At 62.5% G+C, this 23,546-nt stretch carries 18 protein-coding genes; 12 read left to right on the forward strand and 6 right to left on the reverse strand.

All coding sequences use genetic code 11. The features are described 5' to 3' along the window. Positions 1–47 precede the first annotated feature (47 nt). Positions 48–2,240: a patatin-like phospholipase family protein gene (locus F1609_RS11340; protein WP_167076543.1), complete on the forward strand. Its 2,193-nt coding sequence runs from the start codon at positions 48–50 to the stop codon at positions 2,238–2,240. Between the two features lie 51 nt (positions 2,241–2,291). On the opposite strand, the gene F1609_RS11345 is transcribed toward F1609_RS11340, so the two are convergent. From F1609_RS11345 to F1609_RS11360, 4 genes are all read right to left on the reverse strand, one after another. Next, positions 2,292–3,638 (reverse strand): type II toxin-antitoxin system HipA family toxin, encoded by a 1,347-nt coding sequence (locus F1609_RS11345; RefSeq protein WP_167076544.1) that lies wholly within the window; start codon positions 3,636–3,638, stop codon positions 2,292–2,294. A 2-nt stretch (positions 3,639–3,640) separates the two neighbouring features. Next, positions 3,641–3,904, reverse strand: a complete 264-nt coding sequence (locus F1609_RS11350; protein WP_167076545.1) for a helix-turn-helix domain-containing protein — start codon at positions 3,902–3,904, stop codon at positions 3,641–3,643. Between the two features lie 144 nt (positions 3,905–4,048). Further along, the gene (locus F1609_RS11355) at positions 4,049–4,609 is read right to left on the reverse strand and encodes a 3'-5' exonuclease (RefSeq protein ID WP_167076546.1); all 561 of its coding nucleotides are present in this window, start codon (positions 4,607–4,609) and stop codon (positions 4,049–4,051) included. 100 nt (positions 4,610–4,709) lie between these two features. Continuing rightward, a complete protein-coding gene (locus F1609_RS11360; protein WP_167076547.1) occupies positions 4,710–6,539 on the reverse strand; it encodes a DUF885 domain-containing protein in 1,830 nt (609 codons plus the stop codon). Between the two features lie 138 nt (positions 6,540–6,677). On the opposite strand from F1609_RS11360, the gene F1609_RS11365 reads away from it, so the two are divergent. The 6 genes from F1609_RS11365 to F1609_RS11390 all read left to right on the forward strand — a co-directional run bounded on the left by F1609_RS11365 (position 6,678) and on the right by F1609_RS11390 (position 15,021). Next, the gene (locus F1609_RS11365) at positions 6,678–7,958 is read left to right on the forward strand and encodes a glycosyltransferase (RefSeq protein WP_167076548.1); all 1,281 of its coding nucleotides are present in this window, start codon (positions 6,678–6,680) and stop codon (positions 7,956–7,958) included. Between the two features lie 89 nt (positions 7,959–8,047). After that, the gene (locus F1609_RS11370; protein WP_167076549.1) at positions 8,048–10,660 is read left to right on the forward strand and encodes a TonB-dependent receptor; all 2,613 of its coding nucleotides are present in this window, start codon (positions 8,048–8,050) and stop codon (positions 10,658–10,660) included. An 86-nt stretch (positions 10,661–10,746) separates the two neighbouring features. Next, on the forward strand, positions 10,747–12,114 hold the full coding sequence (locus F1609_RS11375; RefSeq protein WP_167076550.1) for an MFS transporter: 1,368 nt from the start codon (positions 10,747–10,749) through the stop codon (positions 12,112–12,114). 19 nt (positions 12,115–12,133) lie between these two features. Further along, positions 12,134–13,078, forward strand: a complete 945-nt coding sequence (locus F1609_RS11380; protein ID WP_167076551.1) for a glycoside hydrolase family 43 protein — start codon at positions 12,134–12,136, stop codon at positions 13,076–13,078. 21 nt (positions 13,079–13,099) lie between these two features. Beyond that, positions 13,100–14,161, forward strand: a complete 1,062-nt coding sequence (locus tag F1609_RS11385; RefSeq protein ID WP_167076552.1) for an aldose epimerase family protein — start codon at positions 13,100–13,102, stop codon at positions 14,159–14,161. Further along, complete coding sequence (locus F1609_RS11390) at positions 14,161–15,021, forward strand: SMP-30/gluconolactonase/LRE family protein (RefSeq protein WP_187362991.1); 861 nt, start codon at positions 14,161–14,163, stop codon at positions 15,019–15,021. Before F1609_RS11385 ends, F1609_RS11390 begins: the two co-directional genes overlap by 1 nt. Before the next feature lie 67 nt (positions 15,022–15,088). Here the strand turns inward: F1609_RS11390 and F1609_RS11395 are convergent, their stop codons facing one another. Both F1609_RS11395 and F1609_RS11400 read right to left on the reverse strand, forming a co-directional pair. Beyond that, positions 15,089–15,697, reverse strand: a complete 609-nt coding sequence (locus F1609_RS11395; RefSeq protein ID WP_167076554.1) for an RES family NAD+ phosphorylase — start codon at positions 15,695–15,697, stop codon at positions 15,089–15,091. A 2-nt stretch (positions 15,698–15,699) separates the two neighbouring features. After that, entirely contained in the window at positions 15,700–16,377 is a 678-nt protein-coding gene (locus tag F1609_RS11400; RefSeq protein WP_167076555.1) for a hypothetical protein, read from the reverse strand. 236 nt (positions 16,378–16,613) lie between these two features. Here F1609_RS11400 and F1609_RS11405 point away from each other — a divergent pair, with 236 nt between their 5' ends. From F1609_RS11405 to F1609_RS11425, 5 genes are all read left to right on the forward strand, one after another. Continuing rightward, complete coding sequence (locus tag F1609_RS11405) at positions 16,614–18,353, forward strand: IlvD/Edd family dehydratase (protein ID WP_167076556.1); 1,740 nt, start codon at positions 16,614–16,616, stop codon at positions 18,351–18,353. 53 nt (positions 18,354–18,406) lie between these two features. After that, positions 18,407–19,399: an AraD1 family protein gene (gene araD1, locus F1609_RS11410; RefSeq protein ID WP_167076557.1), complete on the forward strand. Its 993-nt coding sequence runs from the start codon at positions 18,407–18,409 to the stop codon at positions 19,397–19,399. Continuing rightward, entirely contained in the window at positions 19,396–20,967 is a 1,572-nt protein-coding gene (locus tag F1609_RS11415; protein WP_167076558.1) for an aldehyde dehydrogenase (NADP(+)), read from the forward strand. The genes araD1 and F1609_RS11415 overlap by 4 nt, the downstream gene beginning before the upstream one ends. 175 nt (positions 20,968–21,142) lie before the next feature. Continuing rightward, positions 21,143–21,910: an SDR family NAD(P)-dependent oxidoreductase gene (locus tag F1609_RS11420; protein ID WP_167076559.1), complete on the forward strand. Its 768-nt coding sequence runs from the start codon at positions 21,143–21,145 to the stop codon at positions 21,908–21,910. Positions 21,911–21,958: 48 nt separating this feature from the next. Next, positions 21,959–23,509, forward strand: a complete 1,551-nt coding sequence (locus F1609_RS11425; RefSeq protein ID WP_167076560.1) for an alpha-N-arabinofuranosidase — start codon at positions 21,959–21,961, stop codon at positions 23,507–23,509. Positions 23,510–23,546 lie beyond the last annotated feature (37 nt).

A 23,546-nucleotide genomic window follows, 5' to 3' on the forward strand; every position in this document is an offset into this window, starting at 1 on the left:
CCGCGAAGGCGGGAACCCATAGCACGCTTGAATCCACCTGCAAACCCATGCGCGCCTTCCACGCCTCCGTCTTCCTCCTCCTCGCCGTCTTCCACGCCACCGCCCTCGCCGCCGATCCTCCCCGCCGCCCTAAAATCGGCCTGGTGTTGTCCGGCGGCGGCGCGCGCGGGGTGGCCCACATTGGCGTGCTCAAAGTCCTCGAAGCCATGCGCATCCCGGTCGACTACGTGGTCGGCACCAGCATGGGCTCGATCGTGGCCGGCGCCTACGCCATGGGCAACCGCCCGGACGAGCTGGAAAAGCGCATCGCTGCCGTGGAATGGAACAATGTCCTCACCGACAGCCCACCGCGCCTGGAGCGCTCCACCTACGCCAAGGCGACCGAGCGCAAGAACATCGTCAGCGGCGAGATCGGCTTTTCCGACGCCGAAATGCGCCTGCCGCGCGGCCTGAACTACGGCCAGCAGATCGAATTCTTCTTCAACACCCTGGCCGCCAGAACCGGCGACGTCACCCACTTCGACGAGCTCGACATTCCCTTCCGCGCGATTGCCACCGATATCGAAAACGGCAAGATGGTCGTGCTCGAACGCGGCGGCATCGCGCGCGCGATGCGGGCCAGCATGTCGGTGCCGGGCGTGTTCGCCCCGGTCGAGATCGACGACCGCGCGCTGCTCGACGGCGGGCTGGTGCGCAACCTGCCGGTCGACGTGGCGCGCTCGATGGGGGCCGACATCATCATCGCCGTCAACCTCGGCACGCCCTTGCTCAAGCGCGACAAGATCGTGTCGGCCTTCGGCGTGGGCCAGCAGATGCTCAACATCCTCACCGAGCAGAACGTCGAAGCGTCGCTGCGCGAACTGACAGCGAAAGACGTGCTGATCCTGCCGCAACTGGGCGACTTCAGCGCCGCTGATTTTGAAAATTCCGCCAGGACCATCAACATGGGCGAGGCCGCCGCGCGCGTGGTGGCCGACCGGCTGGCGCCGCTGGCCTTGTCCGAGGCCGACTTCAAGGCGCACCTGGCGGCGCGCGCGGCGCGCCATCCGGCGGTGGTCAAGGTCAATTCGGTGCGTATCGATACCAAACAGCTGAAAAATGTCAGCGAGAGTTTCATCAACCGCAAATTTTCCATCAAACCGGGCCAGGCATTCAGCACGGCGGAACTGCACGCGAATATGAACAGCCTGTATTCGACGGGCGACTTCGAAAACGTCACGCACCGTTTCGAGCATGGTCCGGACGGGCGTACCCTGGTGATCGAACCGGTCGAAAAGGAATGGGGGCCGAATTACCTGCAAGCCGGGGTCAGATTATCGACCGACCTGGCCGGCGAAAGCGACTTTACGATTCTATTGGCGCATCGCGGCAAATGGCTGACGCGCTCGGGTCTCGAATGGCGCAATACCGTCTCGCTCGGGCAGGTCAATTCGTTCACCTCGCAGCTGTATCAACCGCTTGGCGGAGAAAGCCGCTGGTACGTGGCACCGTCGCTGCGTTTTTCGCAGAATAAGGATAACCTGATCATCAACGACAAGGCGGTGGCCACCTACAGCGCCAAGCAAGCCTCCATCGGCATCGACCTGGTCAATCACGTGGATGACGACAGCACTTTCAAGGTGGGCCTGGAACGCGGTACCGAACGGTCGGACCCGAGTATCGGCGTGTCGCAGCTGACCACCGAGAAAAGCCAGATCGGCGTGGTCAAGTTCGAATATGTGCAGGACCGGCTGGACGACTGGGTGTTTCCATCGACGGGCAACTACAGCTTTGTCAATGCGCGCATTGCCCCGACTTCAGTCGGCGCCACGGTCGAATACAAGCGGCTCGAAATGGGCCACGAGATGGCCTGGAACAGGGGCCCGCACCGGTTCAGCGTGGCCGGACGGGCCGGTCATTTGTGGGGCGATGATTTACCGCTGATGGAACTGTTTTCGCTGGGAGGTTTTTTGAACCTGTCCGGCTACCAGGCGCGCCAGTTCCTAGGTGGCGATTATCTGTTCGGGCGCGGTGTGTACACGCGCAAAATGACTTTGCTGGGAATGCGCAGTGTGTACCTGGGCGGTTCGGTCGAACTGGGCAAGATGACGCGGCGCTTGAATGGCGATCAGATGGAGCGGGCGCAGTTTGCCGGTTCCATGTTTGGCGCAGTCAATACCGCGCTTGGGCCGTTCACCGTGGCGGTCGGCGTTGGCGAACGAGGCAATCAGACCTTTTATCTGTTTTTCGGCAAGCCGTGAATACGATCCGTATCGAGATCGCGGCGCCGTGGGCGCGGGGCAGATATCAGGCTAGCGGGCGGGCATCCGATCAAGTGCCCTCGCTGCGTCGAGAAGTCCACTCAGAATCTTGTCGGCGACCTCTTCCGAAAATCCGGCGGGAAGGTCGGCGTGGATCTTGGCTACGACCGCAGGTGTGCGGGCAATGAAGTCTTGCAGCAACGGCTCGGCGCTGTCGCCGTAGCCAACCTTCTTCGCAGTGCTATTGAAGTGCCGCCGCATGATGTTGCGCGCCACGTAGTGCCGATTCTTCCCGAGCAGGGCCATCGCCATCTTGATGTCATGGTCTGCCCACTGGCCAGGCCCATTGCCGATAATGGGATAAGCCGACATCACGTCATAGATGGGCGTCAGCTTGAAACGGCCCTCGCCGGCGAGCAGCTGGATGCTGAAGTTTTTGGCGTGGCCATCGGGAGCGCGCAGCATCCAGAACAGCAGTTGCGAGGCCATGAGCGTGCGCATGTCTGTAACGGCTTGTTGCGATTGCTGCAAGAGAGTGAACATCTGCTGCAAGCCTGGACCACCTTCACTTTCATATTTCACCAGCGGCGAGCTGCCGGTGGCCTGGCAGAAGTCTTCCTGGACAAGGCGGAACAGCTGCTTGCCGTTGGCCGACAGCGCACGGTCGAAACGCTCGACGACGAGCACCCGCTGCGAGCCAAACGTCGCAATCTCGGCGTTCGCTGTGGGCAGTCCATACTCCTTGAACAGGCGCAGGCATAACCACTCGTTATCGACCGACGTGGAGAAGTCCGCCTTGCGACCGCCGACCATTCCGATCGGCAGCTTGAAGATATGCGTCGTCGGTGTAGCGCCACGCGGCTTGAGCCATTGACCATCCCACCACAAGAAAGCGTCCTTCTCCTGCGCGCCGGCCAGGGAAATCCGGAAGTCGTCGTCGGGATCCTGTGGAACGCCGTACTGGGCCGGGCTAACCACTTCAATCAGGTGCCGTTCGATGTCTTCTTCGTTCACTGCGATGCCGTCAACCTCGGCAAGTCCTTCCGGTTCAATGCCTTCGGGCAGGAACTGCAATGCGCCCACGCAGTCGCGGCCAATGGCCTCGAGAAGGTCGAACGCTTCGATAGAGCCTGTCCTGAACCGGGCCGCAACACGTTTGCGGATACTGTCACTGTCCGGAAGCAGGCCATCGAAATAGTGCGAGACGCTGGCTCCCTTGAGCGGCTCGTTATGCAGATTGAACGGCATCGACAGCGAGATTGGTCGTCCACGCTCGGAGCTGCGCCAGGCGGTGTCGTACTGAAGCTCGGAGTCTCCTTTACCATTGACCGTCCAGCGGCCAACGTAATCCCCATTGGCCCAGAGATGCAGTGTTTGGCTGTGCGAGTGGCGGCCCATGCTTACCACTCCGCCGAGATGCTTACAACAGAGGTATCCCGCTCGCCCAGGCGAAGCTCCAGTTCAAGTGCCGAGCACCAGCTGAGGAGTTGCTTGACGCTGATATCGTCAGGATGTTTCTCAAGGTATGAGATGCGATTCTGGCTCAAGCCGACACGACTCGCTACCGCCGCCTGGGTGAGCATACGCCGTTTGCGGGTCGATACGAGCAGCAGACCGAGCTGGGGCGCGGTGAGGAGAAGATGGGGAGTGGGCGAGAAAGCCATGGGAGAAAATATCCGTCATTCAGATAGATTCATTTTATCTGAATAACGGCTAAAGTCAATTTAGCCGAATGACAGCTAAATGCTATTTAGCCGGATGACGGATAAATCTGGGGCAATGGCGACGCTGCCCGATCTCCGGGGCGCTTAACGGCGCAGACGCGCCTCGCCAACGATGTAGGGCAGCAGGCGCGCGATATTGCGGGCGTCGTCGATGCCACGATGGTGGTCGCCTTCGAACTTCATGCCGGCCAGGCGGATCGCTTCGCCCAGCCCCGGCTTCTTGGACAGCTTCTGGCGCTCCGCCATCAGGCGCTTGAGGTTCGCATGCGAGGCGCTGATCGGGTAGGGCAGCTTGTGGAATGCGCAGTCCTGATGCAGCTGTTTCAGGTCGTAGTCGCCCCAGGAGCAGAAAACGAAGTCCCTGTACTGATACAGCCAGGTCTTGAATTGCCCGATCGCTTCTTCAAACAGCGGCGCGCTGTCGACGTCTTTTTGCTCGATGGAGGTGAGCGTGGTGCAGAACGGCGTGAGCTGCGGGTGGCGCACCGGACGAATGAAGGTCTGGAATTCATCGACCGCGGCGAGGCTGGCACCGTCGACCATCACAGCGCCGATTTCGATGATTTCCATATGGTCGCGTGGCACGGAGCCGTTGTCGCAGCAGGTAGCTTCAAAGTCGATAACGAGATAGCGGGATGCTTGCATTCAGCAGAGTTTCCTTATGTAGATAAAACGCTACTATAACCAAGATCGAGAGACGACCGGGAAAAGCTTCTTTCACGGCCGCTCCCGTCAGGCGCTGGTTCTACTTTGCCGATGCAATCCAGCGATCCACCCGCGCCTCCAGCAGCGGCAGCGGCAAGGTGCCATCGCCAATCACCACTTCATGAAACTTGGGCAGGCTGAATTTGTCGCCCATCCGCTTGCGCGCCCGTTCGCGCAATTCCAGGATCTTCAGCGCGCCGATCTTGTAGCTCAGCGCCTGCGCCGGCCACACCATGTAGCGCTCGATCTGGTTTTTGGCGCGCGCCTCGCTGTAGCCGAGCGTCTTGCTGGCATACGCAATCGCCTGTTCGCGGGTCCAGCCTTTGGCATGCATGCCGGTATCGACCACCAGCCTGACGGCGCGCAGCAATTCATCGTTCAGGTGACCGAAGTAGGCTTCCGGATCGTCGTACAAACCGAATTCATGCCCCAGCGTTTCCGCATACAGCGCCCAGCCTTCGGTAAACGCCCCGATATTCGGGTTTTCCGTATTGAATTTGCGGAAATCCGGTACGTCGAGCTCTTTCAGCAGGCCCGCATGGAAATGGTGGCCGGGCTGGCCTTCGTGCAGGTACAAGGTCACCATGCCGGTGCGGCTGTAATCCTTCGGGTCGTTCACCACCGCCCAGAACACGCCCGGATGCGAGCCGTCGGCCGCCGCCGGCGTGTAATGGTCGGACGCGGTTGCGCGGGTCAATTCGGGCTCCAGCTGCAATCCGAGCGGCGCTTTGGGCAGCAGCGAAAACAGCGCCGGCAGCTTGGTCTTGACCTTGCTGTCGATCTGGCGATACGCGTCCAGCACCTCGTCCTCTGTCTTGAAGGACTTGAACTTGGCCTGCGCTCCGACCCATTGCGGCAGTGCCTGCGGCGGGCCGCTGTATCCGAGCCTGGGGCCGAGCAGCGCCCATTGCTGGCCGATGCGCGCCACTTCCTTTAATCCAAGCTGGTGAATCTCTTCGGGATTCATCGCTACCGTGGTGCGGTCCTTGATCTGCGCCTGGTACCACGCCGCGCCATTCGGCAGCGCGTTCCAGCCGTCGGTCGAACGGCTGGCGGGCAGGTATTCTTTTTCGAGATAAAGCGCCAACCGGTCGAGGGCGGGTGAAAGCCACGTGGCGACGGTTGTGCGGTAAGCGGCAGTCAGGCGCTCTTTATCCGCCTGCAAAAATGCCGCCGGCAGGTTCTTGATCGGCGTATAAAAGATATTCGCTTCCGGCGTGGCGCTGCGCAGTTGCTGGAACTGGGGCAGCATCGCCACCGTAATCGCTTTCGGCTGTACGATCCCGCGCCTGACGCCTTCGCGCATGTTGGCAATCGCCTGGTCGATCCAGGCCGGCAGCTGGTTCAGGCGATTGAGGTAATCCTGATACTGGGCGACCGTATTCAAAGGCTGCGAACCGGTGCCGCTGGCGTAATTGGCCAGGGTGCCGGGCACGTTATCGAAGTGGTTCAGCGGCAGCAGGTGCTCGGGGAATTTCTCCAGGCTCAGGCCGCTGTCGAGCTCGAAGGCCAGCAGGTCGTAATTGAGCTGTTCCGGCTCGCTCAGACGGGCGCGCGCGATGGCTTTGAGCTGGCTTTGCATGCGCCGGTACAGGGCAAACTGGCGCGTGCGGCGCGCCGGTGAAATGCTCATTCCCAGTTCGCCGTTATAGCGGCTGTCGCCGTTGGCGGTAATGAGCAGCGGATCGAAATGCGCGCGCGCCTGATAAAACGCGTCGGCCAGTTTGTGCAGCGCGCTGGCGGCCGCGGATGGCGCGCCGGCGGACGTGTTGGCAGACGGCGGCGCGGCGCTGGCGCCGCAAACAGGTGACATCAACACGGCCAGCAATGCCGTGGTGCCGAGCAGCGGACGGGAAAGGCGCAAACGCATGAAGGTTCCTTGTGCTTTGAAGATCGCCACAGGATAGCGTAAATGTCCAACGATGGGCAGCGTCGCCGCACTGTATGATATGCGGCGCTGGGCGCCCGGTGGCGCGCCGCGCGGTTCATCTTCTTATTGGGAAGCGCCATGTCCGATTATTCGACTGTTTTGCCTCATATTGTCGTGGTCACTACCGGCTCGGCCGGCGATCTGTTTCCGTTCCTGCGGCTCGGACTGGGGCTGCGCGAGCGGGGCCACGCAGTGACCGTCCTGGCGCCCCTCATGCACGAAGCGCTGGTACGCCAGGCCGGCCTGGCCTTCCACCCGCTGCCGGCCGATCCGGCGGTGCTGGAAGATCCCGACCTGTGGCACCCGCGCCGCGGCTTCGGCGTGGTCTGGCGCGCCATGCGGCCCGGCATGGAAGCAATGCAGGCCTTTGTCGCCGCCTTGCCGCGCGAGCAGCCGTGCGTGCTGCTGGTCCATCCCCTGGCTGTGGCGCATGCCGACCTGTGCCGCGCGGACCGGCCCGGCTTGCAGATCGTGGCCGGCTACCTGGCCCCTTCCAACCTGCGCACGGTGCACGACCTGCCGGTGCTGGGGCCTTTCCCGATACCGGGCTGGATGCCATTGAAGGTGCGGCGCTGGCTCTGGAACATGGTCGAGGCCACGGCCATCAACCCGGTCGTCGTGCCGGAACTGAACGCGGCGCGCAAAGCGCAGGGCCGCGCGCCCATTGCCAGCTACATGGACGAAATGTATGGCGCGCCCGATCTGTCGGTGACCCTGTTTCCGGAATGGTTCGGCGCGCGCCAGCCGGACTGGCCGGCGCCGCTGCTGTGCGCGGATTTTCCCTTGTACGATCCGCATCCGCACGCGTCGATCGCGCCGGCGCTGCTGCAATTCATGCGCGCCGGCAGTGCGCCGATCATCGTCACCCACGGTACCGCCAACCTGCACGCCGCCAGGTTTTTTGCCAGCGCGCTGGCGGCGGCCGAGCGGCTTGGGCGGCGCATCGTGTTCCTCACGGCGCACCGGGCGCAGGTGCCGGCAAGCCTGCCGCCAACGGCCTTCTGGCAGGATTACTGCCCGCTGGCGGCCTTGCTGCCGGACGCGGCGGCGCTGGTGCACCACGGCGGCATCGGCACCACGGCGGTCGCCTTGCGCGCCGGTACGCCGCAACTGGTCGTGCCGATGGCCTACGACCAGTTCGACAACGGCGCCCGCGTCGCCGCCCTGCATGCCGGATTGACCCTGAAGGCGGAGCGCGCAACGACCCGCACCCTGGCCGACGCCTTGCAGCGCCTGCTGCAATCGCCCGAGATTCATGTCGGTTGCGCGGCCGTCAAAGAGCGTATGGCGGGCGGGGGAGCGCTGGACGGCGTGATGGATGTCATATCGAAAACGGTATCGAAAACCGGAAAAATATGATTGGATTGATTCTTTGGCTTTCCTTACTATCCGGTTCAAGGGCTAAAAATACCCATGAATCATATAACTAGAGAATGCCAAGGAGACGTATGACATCGCACGCACAAGGCCCCGTCGCGGCCATTTTTCGCACCCCCTTGCCCCTGAAGCTGATCGTGGCGGCCCTGGCCGGCGCGGGCATGCTGAGCGGCGCCTCGGTATGGGCGCAGGATGCGATCGCCGCCGACACCACCAGCGTGGTCACCGTTTCCGGCGTGCGCAAGGCTGCCCAGAGTGCCCAGGCCATCAAGCGCAATGCCGATGAAGTGATCGATTCCATCGTGGCCGAGGAGGCCGGCAAGTTCCCCGACAAAAACGTCGCCGAAATGCTCGGCCGCATTACCGGCGTGCAGATCCGCCGCGAAAACGGCGAAGCGCGCGAGGTCGTCATCCGCGGCTTGCCGGGCCTGGTGACCCTGCTCAACGGCCGCGAAATGTTCACCGCCGGCAAAGAGGGCCGCAGCCTGTACCTGGCCGACATTCCGGCCGCCATGCTGCAACGGGTCGATGTGTACAAGACCCAGGGCGCCGAGATGGTCGAAGGCGGCACCGCCGGCGTGATCGACGTGCGCACCGCGCGTCCGTTCGACGCCAAGGGCTTCGCCTCGAGCCTCACTGCACGCGTGGAAAACCGCGACAAATCGAAAACCAACGATCCCAACCTGTCGGGCATGATCTCGAACCGCTGGAAAACCGGTTACGGCGAGATTGGCGCGCTGGCCGGCCTGTCCTACCAGGATGGCAATTACCACGACGAAATTACCTGGAATTCGCCGCCGAAGGACCGCGCGGCCGACCTCGGCGCCGGCATTTCCGCGCCGGACGAGCTGGGTCATGTGCTGTACCAGGGCCAGCGCAAGCGCGTGGCCGGCAACTTTGCCTTGCAGTGGCGCCCGAATTCGGCATTGGAATTCTTTGCCGAAGGCATCTCCACCGAAATCCATCACGATGCCGAGCGCCAGTTCTATGTGGGCGGGCTCGGGCAGAACAAGCATTCCAGCTACACCCTGATTCCCGGCACCAAGCAGGTGCAGACCATCACCTCGCCCAACAGCAACCCGTTCGCGCTCGGCTCGACCCAGGCGCCGCACGATTATTCTTTGGGCAGCCAGGGCGCCATCGGTGCGCGCTGGAATGTGTCGCCGACCTGGCGCGTGACGACCGAGCTGGCGCGCACCTTGAGCAAGGTACGCCAGGAGTTTCCCATTGTCGACCTGGTGGCGGCCCCGCCGACCATCACCGGTAACACCTATGTGAACGGGGGCGCGCAGTTTTCCTACCCAGGTTACGACATGACCAACCCGGCCAATTACCGGGTCGCCACCTTCTTCGACAATCACAGCCATGCCGAAAGCCGCGCCACCGACTGGCGCGCCGACGCCGCCTGGACCCCGGAAGAAGACGGCTTCATCAAGGATGTGTCGACCGGCGTGCGGGTCGCCAGGCGCAAGGCAGCGTATGTGCACGAGCTGGACGGCTTCCGTCCGGCGCCGGGCAACATTCCGCTGGGCTCAGTGCCTGGCCTGGCCTGCAACTCGATGCCGATGGCGGGCGACTACGGCATGGCCTCGTGGGTGACGCCGTGCGCTGGCTTCATGCACGACCATATCGGCGAGCTGCGCAAGCTGTTCGGCGATGGCAGCAAGTCGGCGGAAGACAGGCTGTCCCAGTTCAACAACCAGGAAACGACCTACGCCATCTACACCAAGGCCAAGTACGGCTTTACGGCCGGTAGCATTCCGGTCGAAGGGACCGTGGGGGTGCGCGTGGTGCAGACCAAGGGCGTGCTGAGCGGCTATTCGCAGGCGAATGGCGTGGTCTTGCCGGTTTCCAGTTCGCCATCGTCGACCGACGTGCTGCCGAACGCCACCCTCAAGGCCATGGTCCTGCCGGAAGTGCAGGCACGCCTGACTGCCGGCAAGTCCATGCAGCGCGCTAACTTTGACCAGTTCAATCCGGGCGTGTCCTACAACGTGCCGAGCACCACGGTGCAAGCGGTGGGCACGGGCGGCAATCCGGACCTCAAACCTATCGAAGGAAAGAACTTCGATGCTGCGGCGGAATGGTATTTCGCACCGACCGGTTCGCTCACCGCCACCGTGTTCCGCCACGACTTCAAGAACTACATTCTCACCAGTTCGACCAAGGAAACCTACAACGGCATCGTGTACGACGTGAATCGTCCGCGCAATATGTCCAAGGGCACCTTGCAGGGCGCGGAACTGTCGTACCAGCAGTTCTACGACAAGCTGCCGGGCTGGCTGGGCGGCTTCGGCCTGCAAGCGAACGCCACCTACATGAAGGGCGACCTGACCGACACCGGCGGCGTGCTCAAACCGTTCGTCGGCATGTCCAGGCTGTCGTACAACATCGTCGGCCTGTACGAGCGCGATGGCTGGTCCGGCCGCGTGGCCTACAACTGGCGCGACAAGTACGTGGACACCTTCAACTACCGGGGCCTGGGTTTCGACCTGATCGTCGATCCGATCAAGACCATGGATGCCTCGCTCTCCTACAAGATCAGCGAAGCGGTGAGCGTGACGGTGGACGTGGAGAACTTGCTTGACCGGAAGTACCACGATTACCATGGCGTCGCCAGCAACCCGCGCGACATCCGCCGCTACGACCGCGTCGTCGGCCTGTCGCTGCGCTACAAGATGTAATCCGTCGCTGTAGACGATCATTCCGGAAGCGTTGCGTAGAAACTGAACGCAGCGCTTTCTGTCCTTGTATGGCTGAGAAAGTTTGCATGAAACCGCTCGATAAGAATTCCCAGAAATTATCCACCCTCGAAAAAGTCGGCTTCGGTACCGGCGACATGGCGCTCAACGTCGTGATTTCGTCGATGATGCTCCTCATTACCTTCTTTTACACCGACATCTACGGCCTGCGCACCGAGCACCTGGCGCTGCTGTTCGTGGTGGTCAAGGTCATCGGCGCGGTGGCCGACCTGGCCATGGGGCAGGTGACCGACCGCTTTACCTCGCGCTTCGGACGCTACCGGCCATGGCTGCTGTGGCTGTGCATTCCCTACGGCGCCAGCGTGTTTTTCGTGTTCACCACGCCAGGCTGGGGCTATGACGCCAAGCTGGTGTGGGCGTATTCGACCTACATCCTGATGACCCTGATGACGGCCGGGGTCGGCATTCCGTATATTTCGCTGATCAGCGGGCTGACCAGCGATCCGCAAGAGCGCCTCTCGGCCAACGGCTACCGCCTGTTCTTCGCCAAGGTCGGCGCCTTCATGGTGACCATCATCGTGCCCAAACTGGCGGAAAAATGGGGCGCGGGAAACCTGGCTGTCGGCTACCAGTCGGCCATGGCGCTGATGGCGGTGATGGGCGTCGGCCTGTTCCTGTTCTGCGTGTTCACCACCAGGGAGCGGGTGATCCACGTGGTCGAACGGCAGCCTTTGATGGAACAGTTCAAACTGCTGATGCGCAACGACCAGTGGCTGATCCTGTGCGGCGTGTGCCTGACCGGCACCGTCGGCTATGTGGTGCGCGGCTCGGTCGCCATCTACTACGCCATGTATTACCTCGGCGGCGATACAGATACCGTGGCGGCCTTCCTGTCGACCGGCGTGGCGGCGGCGATCCTGTCGATGGTGGCCTCGACCTGGATTACCAAGTCCTACTGCAAGGTCAAGCTGTTCCGCTATACGCAGATCGGCGTGGCGCTGATCAGCGTGCTGATGTACGTGCTAGTGAAGCCGGGCGACATGGTGCTCGCCTTTGTCCTGTATTTCCTGCTCTCGTTCGTGGTCGACCTGCATGCGCCGGTGTTCTGGTCGGCGATTGCCGAAACCATCGACTATGGCCACGTCAAGACCGGCAAGCGCGTCTCCGGTTTTGCCTTCGGCGGTATTTCGGTATGCCAGAAAGCCGGCATGGCGGTCGCGGGCGGCATGGTCGGCCTGCTGCTGACTTACTTCCAGTATGTGCCGAACCAAGCGCAGAGCCCGCTGGCGCTGAGCGGCATCGCGCTGATGCTGACCGTGATCCCCGGCTTTTCCCACTTCCTGATGGGCGTGCTGATGTTCAAGTACCGCATCACCGACAACTACTACGACGAGGTCAAGACCGACCTGCGCAGCGCCGGCTTCGCCACCACTTAATTTAACAAGCTCAATCACCATGCAGATCCTGACACCCCTGATCGAGCAACGCGCCGATCCTTTCATTTACAAGCACAGCGACGGCTATTACTATTTCACCGCCTCGGTGCCGGAATACGACCGCATCGAAGTGCGCCGCGCGCGCACCATTGCGGAACTTCCGGGCGCGCCTGCGGTCGATGCATGGCGCAAGCCGGATTCCGGACCCTACAGCGAACTGCTGTGGGCGCCGGAGATCCACTTCAACCAGGGCGCGTGGTACGTCTACTTTGCCGCCGCCCCGAGCCGCGAGATCAAACACAAACTGTTTCAGCACCGCATGTACGCTGTCCGCAACACCAATCCCAATCCGCTCGACGGCAAGTGGGAATTCATGGGCCAGATCGACACCGGCATCGACACCTTTTGCCTGGACGCCAGCACGTTCACGCACGACGGCGTGCTGTACTACCTGTGGGCGCAAAAGGACGAAGCGATCGAAGGCAACTCCAACTTGTACATCGCGCCGATGGCCACGCCGTGGCAGCTGGGAGGGCCGCCGGTCATGCTCAGCAAGCCCGAATTCGACTGGGAAATCCGCGGTTTCCGGGTCAACGAAGGCCCCTCCGTCATCAAGCGCAACGGCAGGATCTTCATCAGCTACTCGGCCAGCGCCACCGACGAGAACTACGCGATGGGATTGTTGTGGGCCGACGAGAACGCCGACCTGCTCGATCCGGCATGCTGGACCAAGCTGGCCGAACCGGTGCTGCAAACCTGCTACGAGCACGGCATCTACGGCCCCGGCCACAACAGTTTTACCTATGGCGAGGATGGCGACACCGTGATGCTGGTGTACCATGCCCGTACCTACACCGAGATCGTCGGCGACCCCTTGTGGAACCCCGACCGCCACACCTTCGTCAAGCCATTGCGATGGGACGAGCAGGGCATGCCCGTGTTCGGACGTCCATCGATTGCCTGAAGGAACCTAACGAGGAGCATCGTGCAAGCCAGTATCACGCAATCCGCATTCGGCCACCTGCCCGACGGCAGGGCGGCCACCTTGTTCACCCTGACCAATCCGAACGGGCTGGTGGTAAAGATCACCGATTTCGGCGGCATCATCACCGAGATCCACGCGCCCGACCGCAACGGCGTGCTGGCCGACATCACGCTCGGCTTCGACAACGTCGCGCCGTATGTGAAGGACTCGCCGTACTTCGGCGCCCTGATCGGACGCTACGGCAACCGCCTGCGCGACGGCCGCTTCACGCTCGACGGCCAGGTGGTGCAACTGCCGGCCAACGACGGCGCCCATCACCTGCACGGCGGCGAGCTGGGCTACCACCGCGTGCTGTGGCGCGCGATTCCTTTCCAGGAAGGCGACTCGGTCGGCCTGACCCTGATCTATCGCAGCCCGGACGGCGAGCAGGGCTATCCCGGCACGCTGGACGTGACCGTGGTGGTCGAACTGAGCGCCGGCAATGAACTGGTGGTGACCTTCGACGCCGTGACCGACAAGGCCACGCCGGTCAACCTGACCCAGCACGCGTACTTCAACCTGGCCGGCAAGGGCGACATTCTCGGCCATCTGTTGCGCATCGACGCCGACGCGTATACGCCGATTGACAGTACCCTGATTCCAACCGGGGAGCTGGCGCCGGTGGCCGGCACCGCGTTCGATTTCCGTACGCCGCACGCGATTGGCGAACGCATCGGCGACAATGAAGAGCAACTGCGCCACGGCAGCGGCTACGATCATAATTTCGTGCTCAACAAACCGGCGCGCAAGGCGATGACCCTGGCCGCGCGCGTGCATGAGCCGGTGTCGGGCCGGGTGCTCGAACTGTTCACGGAGGAGCCGGGCGTGCAGTTCTACAGCGGCAATTTCCTTGACGGGAGCTTGACGGGCAAAGGGCAAGCCTACGGCTATCGCAGCGGCTTTTGCCTGGAGCCCCAGCATTTCCCCGATTCTCCGAACCAGAGCGCTTTTCCGAATACCATCTTGCGTCCCGGCGAAGAATATGCCACCGTATCCCGGTATAAATTTTCGGTGGAGAAGTGATGCTCGAATTAATGGTCGACGCGAAAAATGCGCTGGGCGAATGCGTACTGTGGTGCGAGCGCAGCGGGCGGGTGTTCTGGACCGATATTTTAGGGGCCACCTTGTGGGCGCATCATCCGACCAGCGGGGTCACGCGCAGCTGGGCCATGCCGGAGCGGCTGGCCTCGTTCGCCCTGACCGATCACGACGAGCGCTTGCTGGTCGGGCTGGCGACGCAACTGGCTTTTTTCGATCTGGACAGCGGGGCGCTGACGCCGATCTGCGAAGTCGAGGCGGGCCTCACCACGCGCTTGAATGACGGCCGCTGCGACCGCCAGGGACGTTTTGTGTTCGGCACCTTCAATGAAGTCGAGCCGCGCCTGCCGATCGGCGGCTTTTACCGGCTCAACCGCGACTTGCGCCTGGAGCGCCTGCCACTGCCGCATGTGGCGATTGCCAACAGCATCTGTTTCAGCCCCGATGGCACGACCATGTACTACTGCGATTCGCCGCAGCAGGTAATCCGCTGCTGCGACTACGACGTGGTCAGCGGCGCGCTGTCGAACCAGCGCGTGTTTGCGCAGGTGCAAGGCGAGGGCGAGCCGGACGGGTCGTGCGTCGATGCGCGCGGGTATCTGTGGAACGCCCAGTGGGGCGGGGGCAAGCTGGTGCGCTATGCGCCGGATGGCAGCATCGACCGCAGCGTCGCCTTGCCGGCCAGCCAGCCGAGCTGCGTGGCGTTCGGCGGCGCGCTGCTCGATCAGCTGTATGCGACCAGTGCGCGGGTGGGGCTGGCCAGTCCGGGGGAGGCCGATGGCGGGCTGTTCACGGGGACGGTGCCTGGCGTGCGGGGGTTGCCGGAGAGCCGGTTTGTTTGCTGATCGTTGGCTCCGGGTACGCCTGACCGGGGCAAGGCTGAATGATTCTGCGTTGCTGGTCGTGTAATTGTTATGCGCTCTTTATCCCCAGCTGTATGGCTACTCTTCTGACTTCCGGGTGTAATAGCAGCGGCAAAGCTCCATCAAGGTGGATTTTTGGTTTGGCCCGGTCGAACAATACGAACGCCCGACCGGTGTTGAGGTGGCGTGACATATAGATAAATCCATCCACATGAGCGGGATGATCGTGGATGGCTTTGGACCATCGTTGGGTCTTTTTGTATGAGGCAGTCCCTGAAAGTCCGGCGTGCAGGCCAAGTCTTTTCAAGGCCGCACCGGTAAAGTCGGCAAGAATCAGTGGCCAGCCCGAAAAGCTGAGTACAAAGAGCGAGTCCAGGCGGTCCGACGCAATGTAGTACGCGCCGTTTGTTGGCCTTTCCTCGTGCAGTAACGTTTCGGCAACGGCGACAAGCAGCCCGTCGCCAAAGTAACACGTGCCGAATCGTGTCGGTGAGCCAGAATCGGGATCGTCGAAACGATTCGCACCCGAGCGACCGAAGTAGGGTTCACCTGTGTTGTGTCCCGACACCCGCACAAGCATCGACGGATGCATTCGTTTCAGATGTAGTTTTTGTGAGAAAAACGACGCGGAAGGCGCACGCAAGGGAGCGGCCGTCATCGCTATTCTTCCACTAAACCCTGCGCCAGCGTCAGTATGCGGTTCATCCTGGTTTGTGTGACATCCAGCGGCCGCTTATTTCCTAACGAGATTTTCTGGGTCGTGAAGAAAGCGAACTTGATGCTGCCAGGCAGGTCACCAAGTGCCATTGATATTTTTTCCAGATCGCGGCGTGCGTACTTTGGATCGGCGAAGAATGCGGGAAACAGCCGTTCGCCTTGCGGGCCCTTCACGCTGAATATGCGTTTGGTTCTTACGGCCGCACCAAGCGCCTGGGCACTGATCCCCAGGCGCTCGCGCAAGGTGGACGACGATATCAGTCGCCCGGCCTTGACGTCCGCCATGCGCCTCACCCGCTCCTGGCGCCGCAGTTCCTCCATCAGCAAACGCCCTTCGCTGGCGTCGTTCGCTGCTGTTGGCCGACCGGCCTGGAGGGATGCGATCAAGTCCGACAGCTCCTTCTTCATCTCCCTGAAAATGGCGAGACGTTTTTCTTGCGGTACGGCGCGCGCAATTTTTTGATAGGCCGGCGTAAACCATGTGCGTCTCTGCTGGTCGTTTGAGAGTGCCTGATCGGGAAATGTAGCAACTGCGTCAGCAAGCATTTGTGCCCCGGCTGCGAGCGGCTTGCGGGCGTCGGTCTTTGCCTTTGGAGGAACGCGGGTGGAAGTATTGCTCATGTCAGCTCCGTAGCTGGAGTCATTGTCTTCCAGTCTATCGCGCAAAGTAAAACAAAACAAACTCTGTCGATGCGGTAATGGTTGAGTGTTTTCGTGTACTCATTCGATACCAGTTTCGATATCACTATCGCCAAAAAAGTGATTGGAAAGGCATCCCAAGAATCTTTAGTATTCCTCTATCGCTGCCGAACGACGACATGAGTTCGAGACGGCATCAGAATAACCAGGAGGAATACATGTCTGAGACAAAAAAGCCGAAACTGCGCTCCGCGGAATGGTTCGGCACCCAGGATAAAAACGGTTTCATGTACCGCAGCTGGATGAAAAACCAGGGCATTCCCGACCACGAGTTTCAAGGCAAGCCGATCATCGGCATCTGCAACACCTGGTCCGAACTGACTCCTTGCAATGCCCATTTCCGCCAGCTGGCCGAACACGTCAAGAAGGGCATCCTCGAAGCCGGCGGTTTCCCGGTCGAGTTCCCGGTGTTTTCCAACGGCGAATCGAACCTGCGCCCGACCGCCATGCTCACCCGTAACCTGGCCAGCATGGACGTGGAAGAGTCGATCCGCGGCAATCCGATGGATGCCGTGGTGCTGCTGGTCGGCTGCGACAAGACCACCCCGGCCCTGCTGATGGGCGCGGCCAGCGTCGACCTGCCGACCATCGTCGTCAGCGGCGGCCCCATGCTTAACGGTAAGCTGAACGGCAAGAACATCGGTTCCGGCACCGCCGTCTGGCAACTGCACGAACAGATGAAGGCCGGCACCATCACCCTGCATCAGTTCATGTCGGCCGAGTCCGGCATGTCGCGCTCGGCCGGCACCTGCAACACCATGGGTACGGCCTCGACCATGGCCTGCATGGCCGAAGCGCTCGGCACCTCGCTGCCGCACAACGCAGCCATTCCCGCCGTCGATTCGCGCCGCTACGTGCTGGCGCATATGTCGGGCATCCGCATTGTTGAAATGGTTCAGGAAGACTTGCGCCTGTCCAAGATCCTGACGCGCGAAGCGTTCGAAAACGCGATCAAGGTCAACGCCGCCATCGGTGGCTCGACCAACGCCGTGATCCACCTGAAAGCCATTGCCGGGCGCATCGGCGTGCCGCTCGAACTGGAAGACTGGACCGCGATCGGCAAGGGCACCCCGACCATCGTCGACCTGCTGCCGTCGGGCCGCTACCTGATGGAAGAGTTTTATTACGCCGGCGGCCTGCCGGGCGCGATCCGCCGCCTGGGCGAGGGCGACCTGCTGCCGCACAAGGAGGCGCTCACCGTCAACGGCAAGAGCCTGTGGCAAAACTGCGAAGAAGCGCCGATCTACGATGACGAGGTGATCCGTCCGCTGGCCAAACCGCTGATCGAGGATGGCGGCATCTGCATCCTGCGCGGCAACCTGGCGCCGCGCGGCGCCGTGCTCAAGCCGTCGGCCGCCTCGCCGCACCTGATGAAGCATCGCGGCAAGGCGGTCGTGTTCGAGGATTTCGAGCACTACAAAAGCCGCATCCTCGACCCGGACCTTGATGTCGATGCCGACTCGATCCTGGTCATGAAAAACTGCGGGCCGAAGGGGTATCCGGGCATGGCGGAAGTTGGCAACATGGGCTTGCCGCCCAAGTTGCTGGCCCAGGGCGTGACCGATATGGTGCGCATCTCGGACGCGCGCATGAGCGGCACCGCCTACGGCACCGTGGTGCTGCACGTGGCGCCGGAAGCGATGGCGGGCGGACCGCTGGGCATCGTGCAGGATGGCGACTTCATTGCGCTCGACTGCCACAACGGCAGCCTGAACCTGGACATTTCGGACGAAGAAATGGCCAGCCGCCTGGCCGCCCGGGCCGGATCGCAAGCGCCGGTGGCCAAGAGCGGCTACCAGAAGCTGTATATCGACCACGTGCTGCAGGCCGATGAAGGCTGCGACTTCGACTTCCTGCTCGGCAGCCGCGGCTCGGCCGTGCCACGCCATTCCCATTAACATCCACGGCTGGTGTCAGACCTGACACCAGCCGTTGTAAACGGAGAAATATCATGCTACTCGTCCAATTTACCAATGAAGGCGGCGCGCGCCGCGTTGCCGTGCTCGAGCAAGACCAGCTGCGCGTGATCGACGGCTACGCCAGCACCTACGCCCTGGCCCGGCAAGCCATCGCCGGCAAGACCAGGCTGGCCGAACTGGCCGCCGCCGCCATCGGCGCCGAAATCCATTCCTACGAAGCCGTGGCCACCGCAGGCCGCCTGCTGGCGCCGCTCGACCATGATGACGACGCCCACTGCTACGTCACCGGCACCGGCCTGACCCACCTCGGCAGCGCCGATACGCGCGACGCCATGCACAAGAAAATCGGCGGCGATGTCGAGACCCTGAGCGACAGCATGAAAATGTTCCGCATGGGCGTGGAAGGCGGCAAGCCCGCCGAGGGCGCGCGCGGCGTCCAGCCGGAGTGGTTCTACAAGGGCGACGGCTCGGTGGTGCGCGCCAGCGGCCAGCCCTTGCAGATGCCCGAGTTCGCCCTCGATGGTGGCGAAGAGCCCGAAATCGCCGGCCTGTACCTGATCGGCGACGACGGCCAGCCGCACCGCTTAGGCTATGCCATCGGCAACGAATTTTCGGACCACGTGACCGAGCGCCAGAATTACCTGTACCTGGCGCACTCCAAGCTGCGCAATTGCGGCCTCGGCCCGGCGCTGCTGGTCGGCGAACTGCCCGCGCACGTGGCCGGCACCTCGCGCATCATCGCCGCCGATGGCACGGTGCGCTGGGAAAAGGCATTTGTCAGCGGCGAGCAGAATATGTCGCACTCGATCGCCAACCTGGAATACCACCACTTCAAATACGGCCTGTTCAACCGCGCCGGCGACGTCCACATCCATTTCTTCGGCACCGCGACCTTGAGCGTGGCCGACAACATCACGGTCCTGGCCGGCGAAACGTTCGAGATCGTATCTCCCGTGTTCGGCCCGGCCCTGCGCAACCGCCTCGACCGTGAGCAATCCACCTTTACGAAAGTACACGCCTTATGACCATTACCGGTGAAGCACTGATCGGCGGACACGCAGTCCGCGGCAACGGCGGCTCCTTCCAGGCGTTCGACCCGTCCACCCGCGCGCCGATCGAACCGTCCTTCCACATGGTCGACGCCGCCCAGATCGACGAAGCCTGCCGCCTGGCGGAAGCGGCTTTCGATCCGTTCCGCGCAAGCAGCAACGAAGCGCGCGCTATTTTCCTGGAAACCATCGCGGCCCAGATCCTGGAACTCGGCGACGAACTGATCGTGCGTGCGATGACCGAATCCGGCCTGCCGCGCGCCCGTCTCGAAGGCGAGCGCGGCCGCACGATGGGCCAGCTGAAACTGTTCGCCGAACTGCTGCGCGAAGGCTCGTGGGCCGATGTGCGCATCGACAGCGCCTTGCCGGAGCGCCAGCCGCTGCCGCGTCCCGACCTGCGCCTGCGCATGATCGGCCTGGGTCCGGTTGCCGTGTTCGCGGCAAGTAATTTCCCGCTGGCGTTTTCGGTGGCCGGGGGCGATACCGCCGCCGCGCTGGCGGCCGGCTGCCCGGTCGTGTTAAAGGCTCACTCCGCCCATCCGGGCACGTCCGAGCTGGTGGCGCGCGCCGTGGTCACGGCGATTGCACTGTGCAAGTTGCCGGCAGGCGTGTTCGCGCTCTTGACCGGTACCGGCAACGGCATCGGCCAGGCCCTGGTGGCGCATGCGTCGATCAAGGCGGTCGGTTTTACCGGTTCGCGTTCGGGCGGACAAGCGTTGATGGCCGTGGCCGCCGCGCGTCCGCAACCGATTCCTGTGTATGCGGAAATGAGCAGCATCAACCCGTTTTACCTGATGCCGGCGGCGCTGGCCGCGCGCGGCGAGCAGATCGCCAGCGCCTTTGCCGGCTCGATGACCATGGGTGTCGGCCAGTTCTGCACCAATCCCGGCCTCGTGCTGGGCTTGAAAGGTCCGGATTTCGACCGCTTTGCCGACAAGGCGGCGCAGGCTTTGTCGAGCATCGAAGCGGGGACCATGCTGACGGCGGGCATCGCCTCGGCCTACCAGAGCGGCGTGCACAAGCTGGCGCAGCAGGAGGCGGTCGATTCCTTGAAGGAAGCGACGCACGCGGAAGGCAAGGGCGGTCCGGCACTGTTCCGCACCAGCGGCAAGGCGTTCCTGAGCGAGCAGGCGCTGCATGGCGAGATTTTCGGGCCGGCGTCGCTGCTGGTCGCTTGCGACAGCGTTGAGGAAATGCGCGCCATTACCGAAGCGTTGGAAGGCCAGCTGACGGCGACCGTGCAGATGGACGAGGCCGATACCGAACTGGTGCGTGCCTTGTTGCCTGTGCTGGAGCGCAAGGTGGGCCGGATTCTGGCCAATGGCATGCCGACCGGCGTGGAAGTATCGAGCGCGATGGTGCATGGCGGTCCGTTTCCGGCCACGTCGGACGGGCGCAGCAGTTCGGTCGGGACGGCGGCGATCCAGCGCTTCCTGCGGCCGGTGTGCTACCAGAACTTCGGCCAGGGTTTGTTGCCGGAAGTGCTGCGCGATGATCATGCGGGCGTTTGGCGCCGCCGGGATGGGGCGTTGACGAAGGCCTGAGCACGCATTCGCGGTAGTGCCGTCGTTGATCGCTCCCCTTTCCGCCGCTGTCCCCGACAGATTCAGTACCTTCGAACGTAGCGCCGCCTTTAGCCGTCGTCCCCGCGCAGGCGGGGACGGCGGTGGATAGGGTAGCAGCATCGGTGCTAACAAAAGTAAAAGAGCTAGAGACACCATGAAAAAATCAGCCACCTACCCGAGCCTGTCAGGCAAACGGGTCTTCATCACCGGCGGCGGCACGGGCATCGGCGCGTCGCTGGTTGCCTCGTTCGCCGCCCAGGGCGCCATAGTCGCCTTTGTCGACATCGTGCGCGACGCCAGCGAAGCGCTGTGCCTGCGCATGGCCGAATCCGGCGCCCCCGCACCGCTCTTCCGCCACTGCGACATCACCGACATCCCCGCCCTGCAAGCGACCATGGCCGAACTGGCCGCGCAGCTGGGCGACTTCGACATCCTGGTCAACAACGCCGCCAACGACCAGCGCCACCAGACCGAAGACGTCAGCGTCGAATTCTACGACCAGCGCATCGCCATCAACCAGCGCCCCATGTTCTTCACCTGCCAATCCGTCCTGGCCGGCATGAAAAAGAAGGGCGCGGGCTCCATCATCAACGTCGGCTCCATGTCCTGGCACGCCAAGAACGGCGGCTACCCGGTCTACACCGCCACCAAGGCGGCCACGGTCGGCCTGACGCGCGGCCTGGCGCGCGACTTCGGCGCCCACGGCATCCGCGTCAACACCGTCACGCCCGGCTGGGTCATGACCGCCCGCCAGCTCGACCTGTGGGTCGACGAAGCCGGCAAGGCCGACATCAAGCGCAACCAGTGCCTGCCCGGTCCGCTGATGCCGGGCGACATCTCGGCCATGATCCTGTTCCTCGCCTCCGACGACAGCGCCATGTGCACCGGCCAGGATTTCGTGGTCGATGCCGGCTGGATCTGACATCACTTTCAAGTAGTACCCAAAATAAAAGCGATTCAGGAGACAAGCATGAACATCATCCAACGCAGCATCGCCGCCATCAGCCTGGTCACCGTCAGCGCGTGGCCGGCGTTTGCCGCAGTCCACGTGACCATCGATGCCGGCAAACCCGGCCCGGTCATCAATAAGAACGTCTACGGCCAGTTCGCCGAGCACCTCGGCACCGGCATCTACGAAGGCATGTACGTCGGCCCGGGTTCAAAAATCCCCAACACCAAGGGCTGGCGCAACGATGTCGTCGGCGCCTTGAAGCAACTGCACGTGCCGCTGGTGCGCTGGCCGGGCGGCTGCTTCGCCGATGAATATCACTGGAAAGACGGCATCGGCCCGCGCGCCAGGCGGCCGGTCAAGGTCAACACCAACTGGGGCGGGGTGGAAGAGAGCAACGCCGTCGGCACCCACGAATTCTTCGACCTGGTCGACCTGCTGGGGGCGGACGCTTATGTGAACGGCAACCTTGGTTCCGGCACCGTGCAGGAAATGGCGGACTGGGTCGAATACATGACCTCCGACAGCAAGTCGAGCCTGGCTAACCTGCGCCGCAAGAACGGGCGCGAGAAACCATTCAAGGTCGCGTATTTTGCCATCGGCAACGAAGCCTGGGGTTGCGGCGGCAATATGACGCCCGAGCACTACACCAATCTGTACAAGAATGTCGAAACCATGCTCAAGGCGCCGAAGGAAAGCCGGCCCCTGATGATCGCCAGCGGTGGCAACGACTACGACACCAAATGGACCGACGTGATCAGCAAGAACGCCAAGGCGCAGACCTCGGCCATCAGTTTCCACTACTACACCATCCCGACCGGCAAGTGGGAGGGCAAAGGCGCCGCCACCGGCTTTGCCGAGCCGCACTGGATTTCGACCCTGGCGAACACCTTGAAAATCGATTCGATGATCAAGAACAATATCGCCGTGCTCGACAAGAACGATCCCGAGAAGAAAATTGGTTTGTACGTCGATGAATGGGGCACCTGGTACGACGTGGAAACCGGCACCACGCCCGGCTTCCTGTTCCAGCAGAACACCTTGCGCGATGCGGTGGTGGCTGCGCTCAACTTCAACATTTTCCACCAGCACGCCGACCGCGTTCACATGACCAATATTGCGCAGATGGTCAATGTGCTGCAGGCCATGATTCTGACGGAAAAGGACAAGATGCTCCTGACCCCGACCTATCACGCCTTCCACATGTACGTGCCGTTCCAGGATGCGACCTCGTTGCCGGTGACGGTGGCGGACGACACGGCCTATACCTTGGGCGAAACCACGATTGTCGGCATCAGCGCCTCAGCGGCGCGGGCCAGGGATGGCAAGCTGTACCTCTCTCTGGTCAACACCAATCCGGGCAAGCCGGCGGATGTGGTGGTCAATGTGTCGGGTAAACAATTGGCTGCGGCGACTGGCCGCGTGCTGACGGCAACGGCCATGGACGCGCACAACACCTTCCAGAACCCGCAGGCCATCAAACCGGCGCCGTTCAGCGCCAGGGCGAGTGGCGGTAAACTGACGGTGACCGTGCCGGCGAAAGCGGTTGTGGTGGTGGCGCTGGAAGGCTGATTGCCCTCTAGCCTCTCCGAGCCACTAACGCAACCAT

Source organism: Massilia aquatica (assembly GCF_011682045.1).
In the GTDB taxonomy this organism is placed as follows: Bacteria; Pseudomonadota; Gammaproteobacteria; order Burkholderiales; family Burkholderiaceae_D; genus Telluria_A; species Telluria_A aquatica.

What these genes read in the sequence shown, in the direction of transcription:
- F1609_RS11380 (WP_167076551.1), top strand. Translation starts at nt 12,134, where the DNA reads ATGCAGATCCTGACACCCCTGATCGAGCAACGCGCCGATCCTTTCATT.
- F1609_RS11395 (WP_167076554.1), bottom strand. Translation starts at nt 15,697, where the DNA reads ATGACGGCCGCTCCCTTGCGTGCGCCTTCCGCGTCGTTTTTCTCACAA.
- araD1 (WP_167076557.1), top strand. Translation starts at nt 18,407, where the DNA reads ATGCTACTCGTCCAATTTACCAATGAAGGCGGCGCGCGCCGCGTTGCC.
- F1609_RS11405 (WP_167076556.1), top strand. Translation starts at nt 16,614, where the DNA reads ATGTCTGAGACAAAAAAGCCGAAACTGCGCTCCGCGGAATGGTTCGGC.
- F1609_RS11375 (WP_167076550.1), top strand. Translation starts at nt 10,747, where the DNA reads ATGAAACCGCTCGATAAGAATTCCCAGAAATTATCCACCCTCGAAAAA.
- F1609_RS11420 (WP_167076559.1), top strand. Translation starts at nt 21,143, where the DNA reads ATGAAAAAATCAGCCACCTACCCGAGCCTGTCAGGCAAACGGGTCTTC.
- F1609_RS11415 (WP_167076558.1), top strand. Translation starts at nt 19,396, where the DNA reads ATGACCATTACCGGTGAAGCACTGATCGGCGGACACGCAGTCCGCGGC.
- F1609_RS11355 (WP_167076546.1), bottom strand. Translation starts at nt 4,609, where the DNA reads ATGCAAGCATCCCGCTATCTCGTTATCGACTTTGAAGCTACCTGCTGC.
- F1609_RS11370 (WP_167076549.1), top strand. Translation starts at nt 8,048, where the DNA reads ATGACATCGCACGCACAAGGCCCCGTCGCGGCCATTTTTCGCACCCCC.
- F1609_RS11365 (WP_167076548.1), top strand. Translation starts at nt 6,678, where the DNA reads ATGTCCGATTATTCGACTGTTTTGCCTCATATTGTCGTGGTCACTACC.
- F1609_RS11425 (WP_167076560.1), top strand. Translation starts at nt 21,959, where the DNA reads ATGAACATCATCCAACGCAGCATCGCCGCCATCAGCCTGGTCACCGTC.
- F1609_RS11345 (WP_167076544.1), bottom strand. Translation starts at nt 3,638, where the DNA reads ATGGGCCGCCACTCGCACAGCCAAACACTGCATCTCTGGGCCAATGGG.
- F1609_RS11340 (WP_167076543.1), top strand. Translation starts at nt 48, where the DNA reads ATGCGCGCCTTCCACGCCTCCGTCTTCCTCCTCCTCGCCGTCTTCCAC.
- F1609_RS11400 (WP_167076555.1), bottom strand. Translation starts at nt 16,377, where the DNA reads ATGAGCAATACTTCCACCCGCGTTCCTCCAAAGGCAAAGACCGACGCC.
- F1609_RS11390 (WP_187362991.1), top strand. Translation starts at nt 14,161, where the DNA reads ATGCTCGAATTAATGGTCGACGCGAAAAATGCGCTGGGCGAATGCGTA.
- F1609_RS11360 (WP_167076547.1), bottom strand. Translation starts at nt 6,539, where the DNA reads ATGCGTTTGCGCCTTTCCCGTCCGCTGCTCGGCACCACGGCATTGCTG.
- F1609_RS11350 (WP_167076545.1), bottom strand. Translation starts at nt 3,904, where the DNA reads ATGGCTTTCTCGCCCACTCCCCATCTTCTCCTCACCGCGCCCCAGCTC.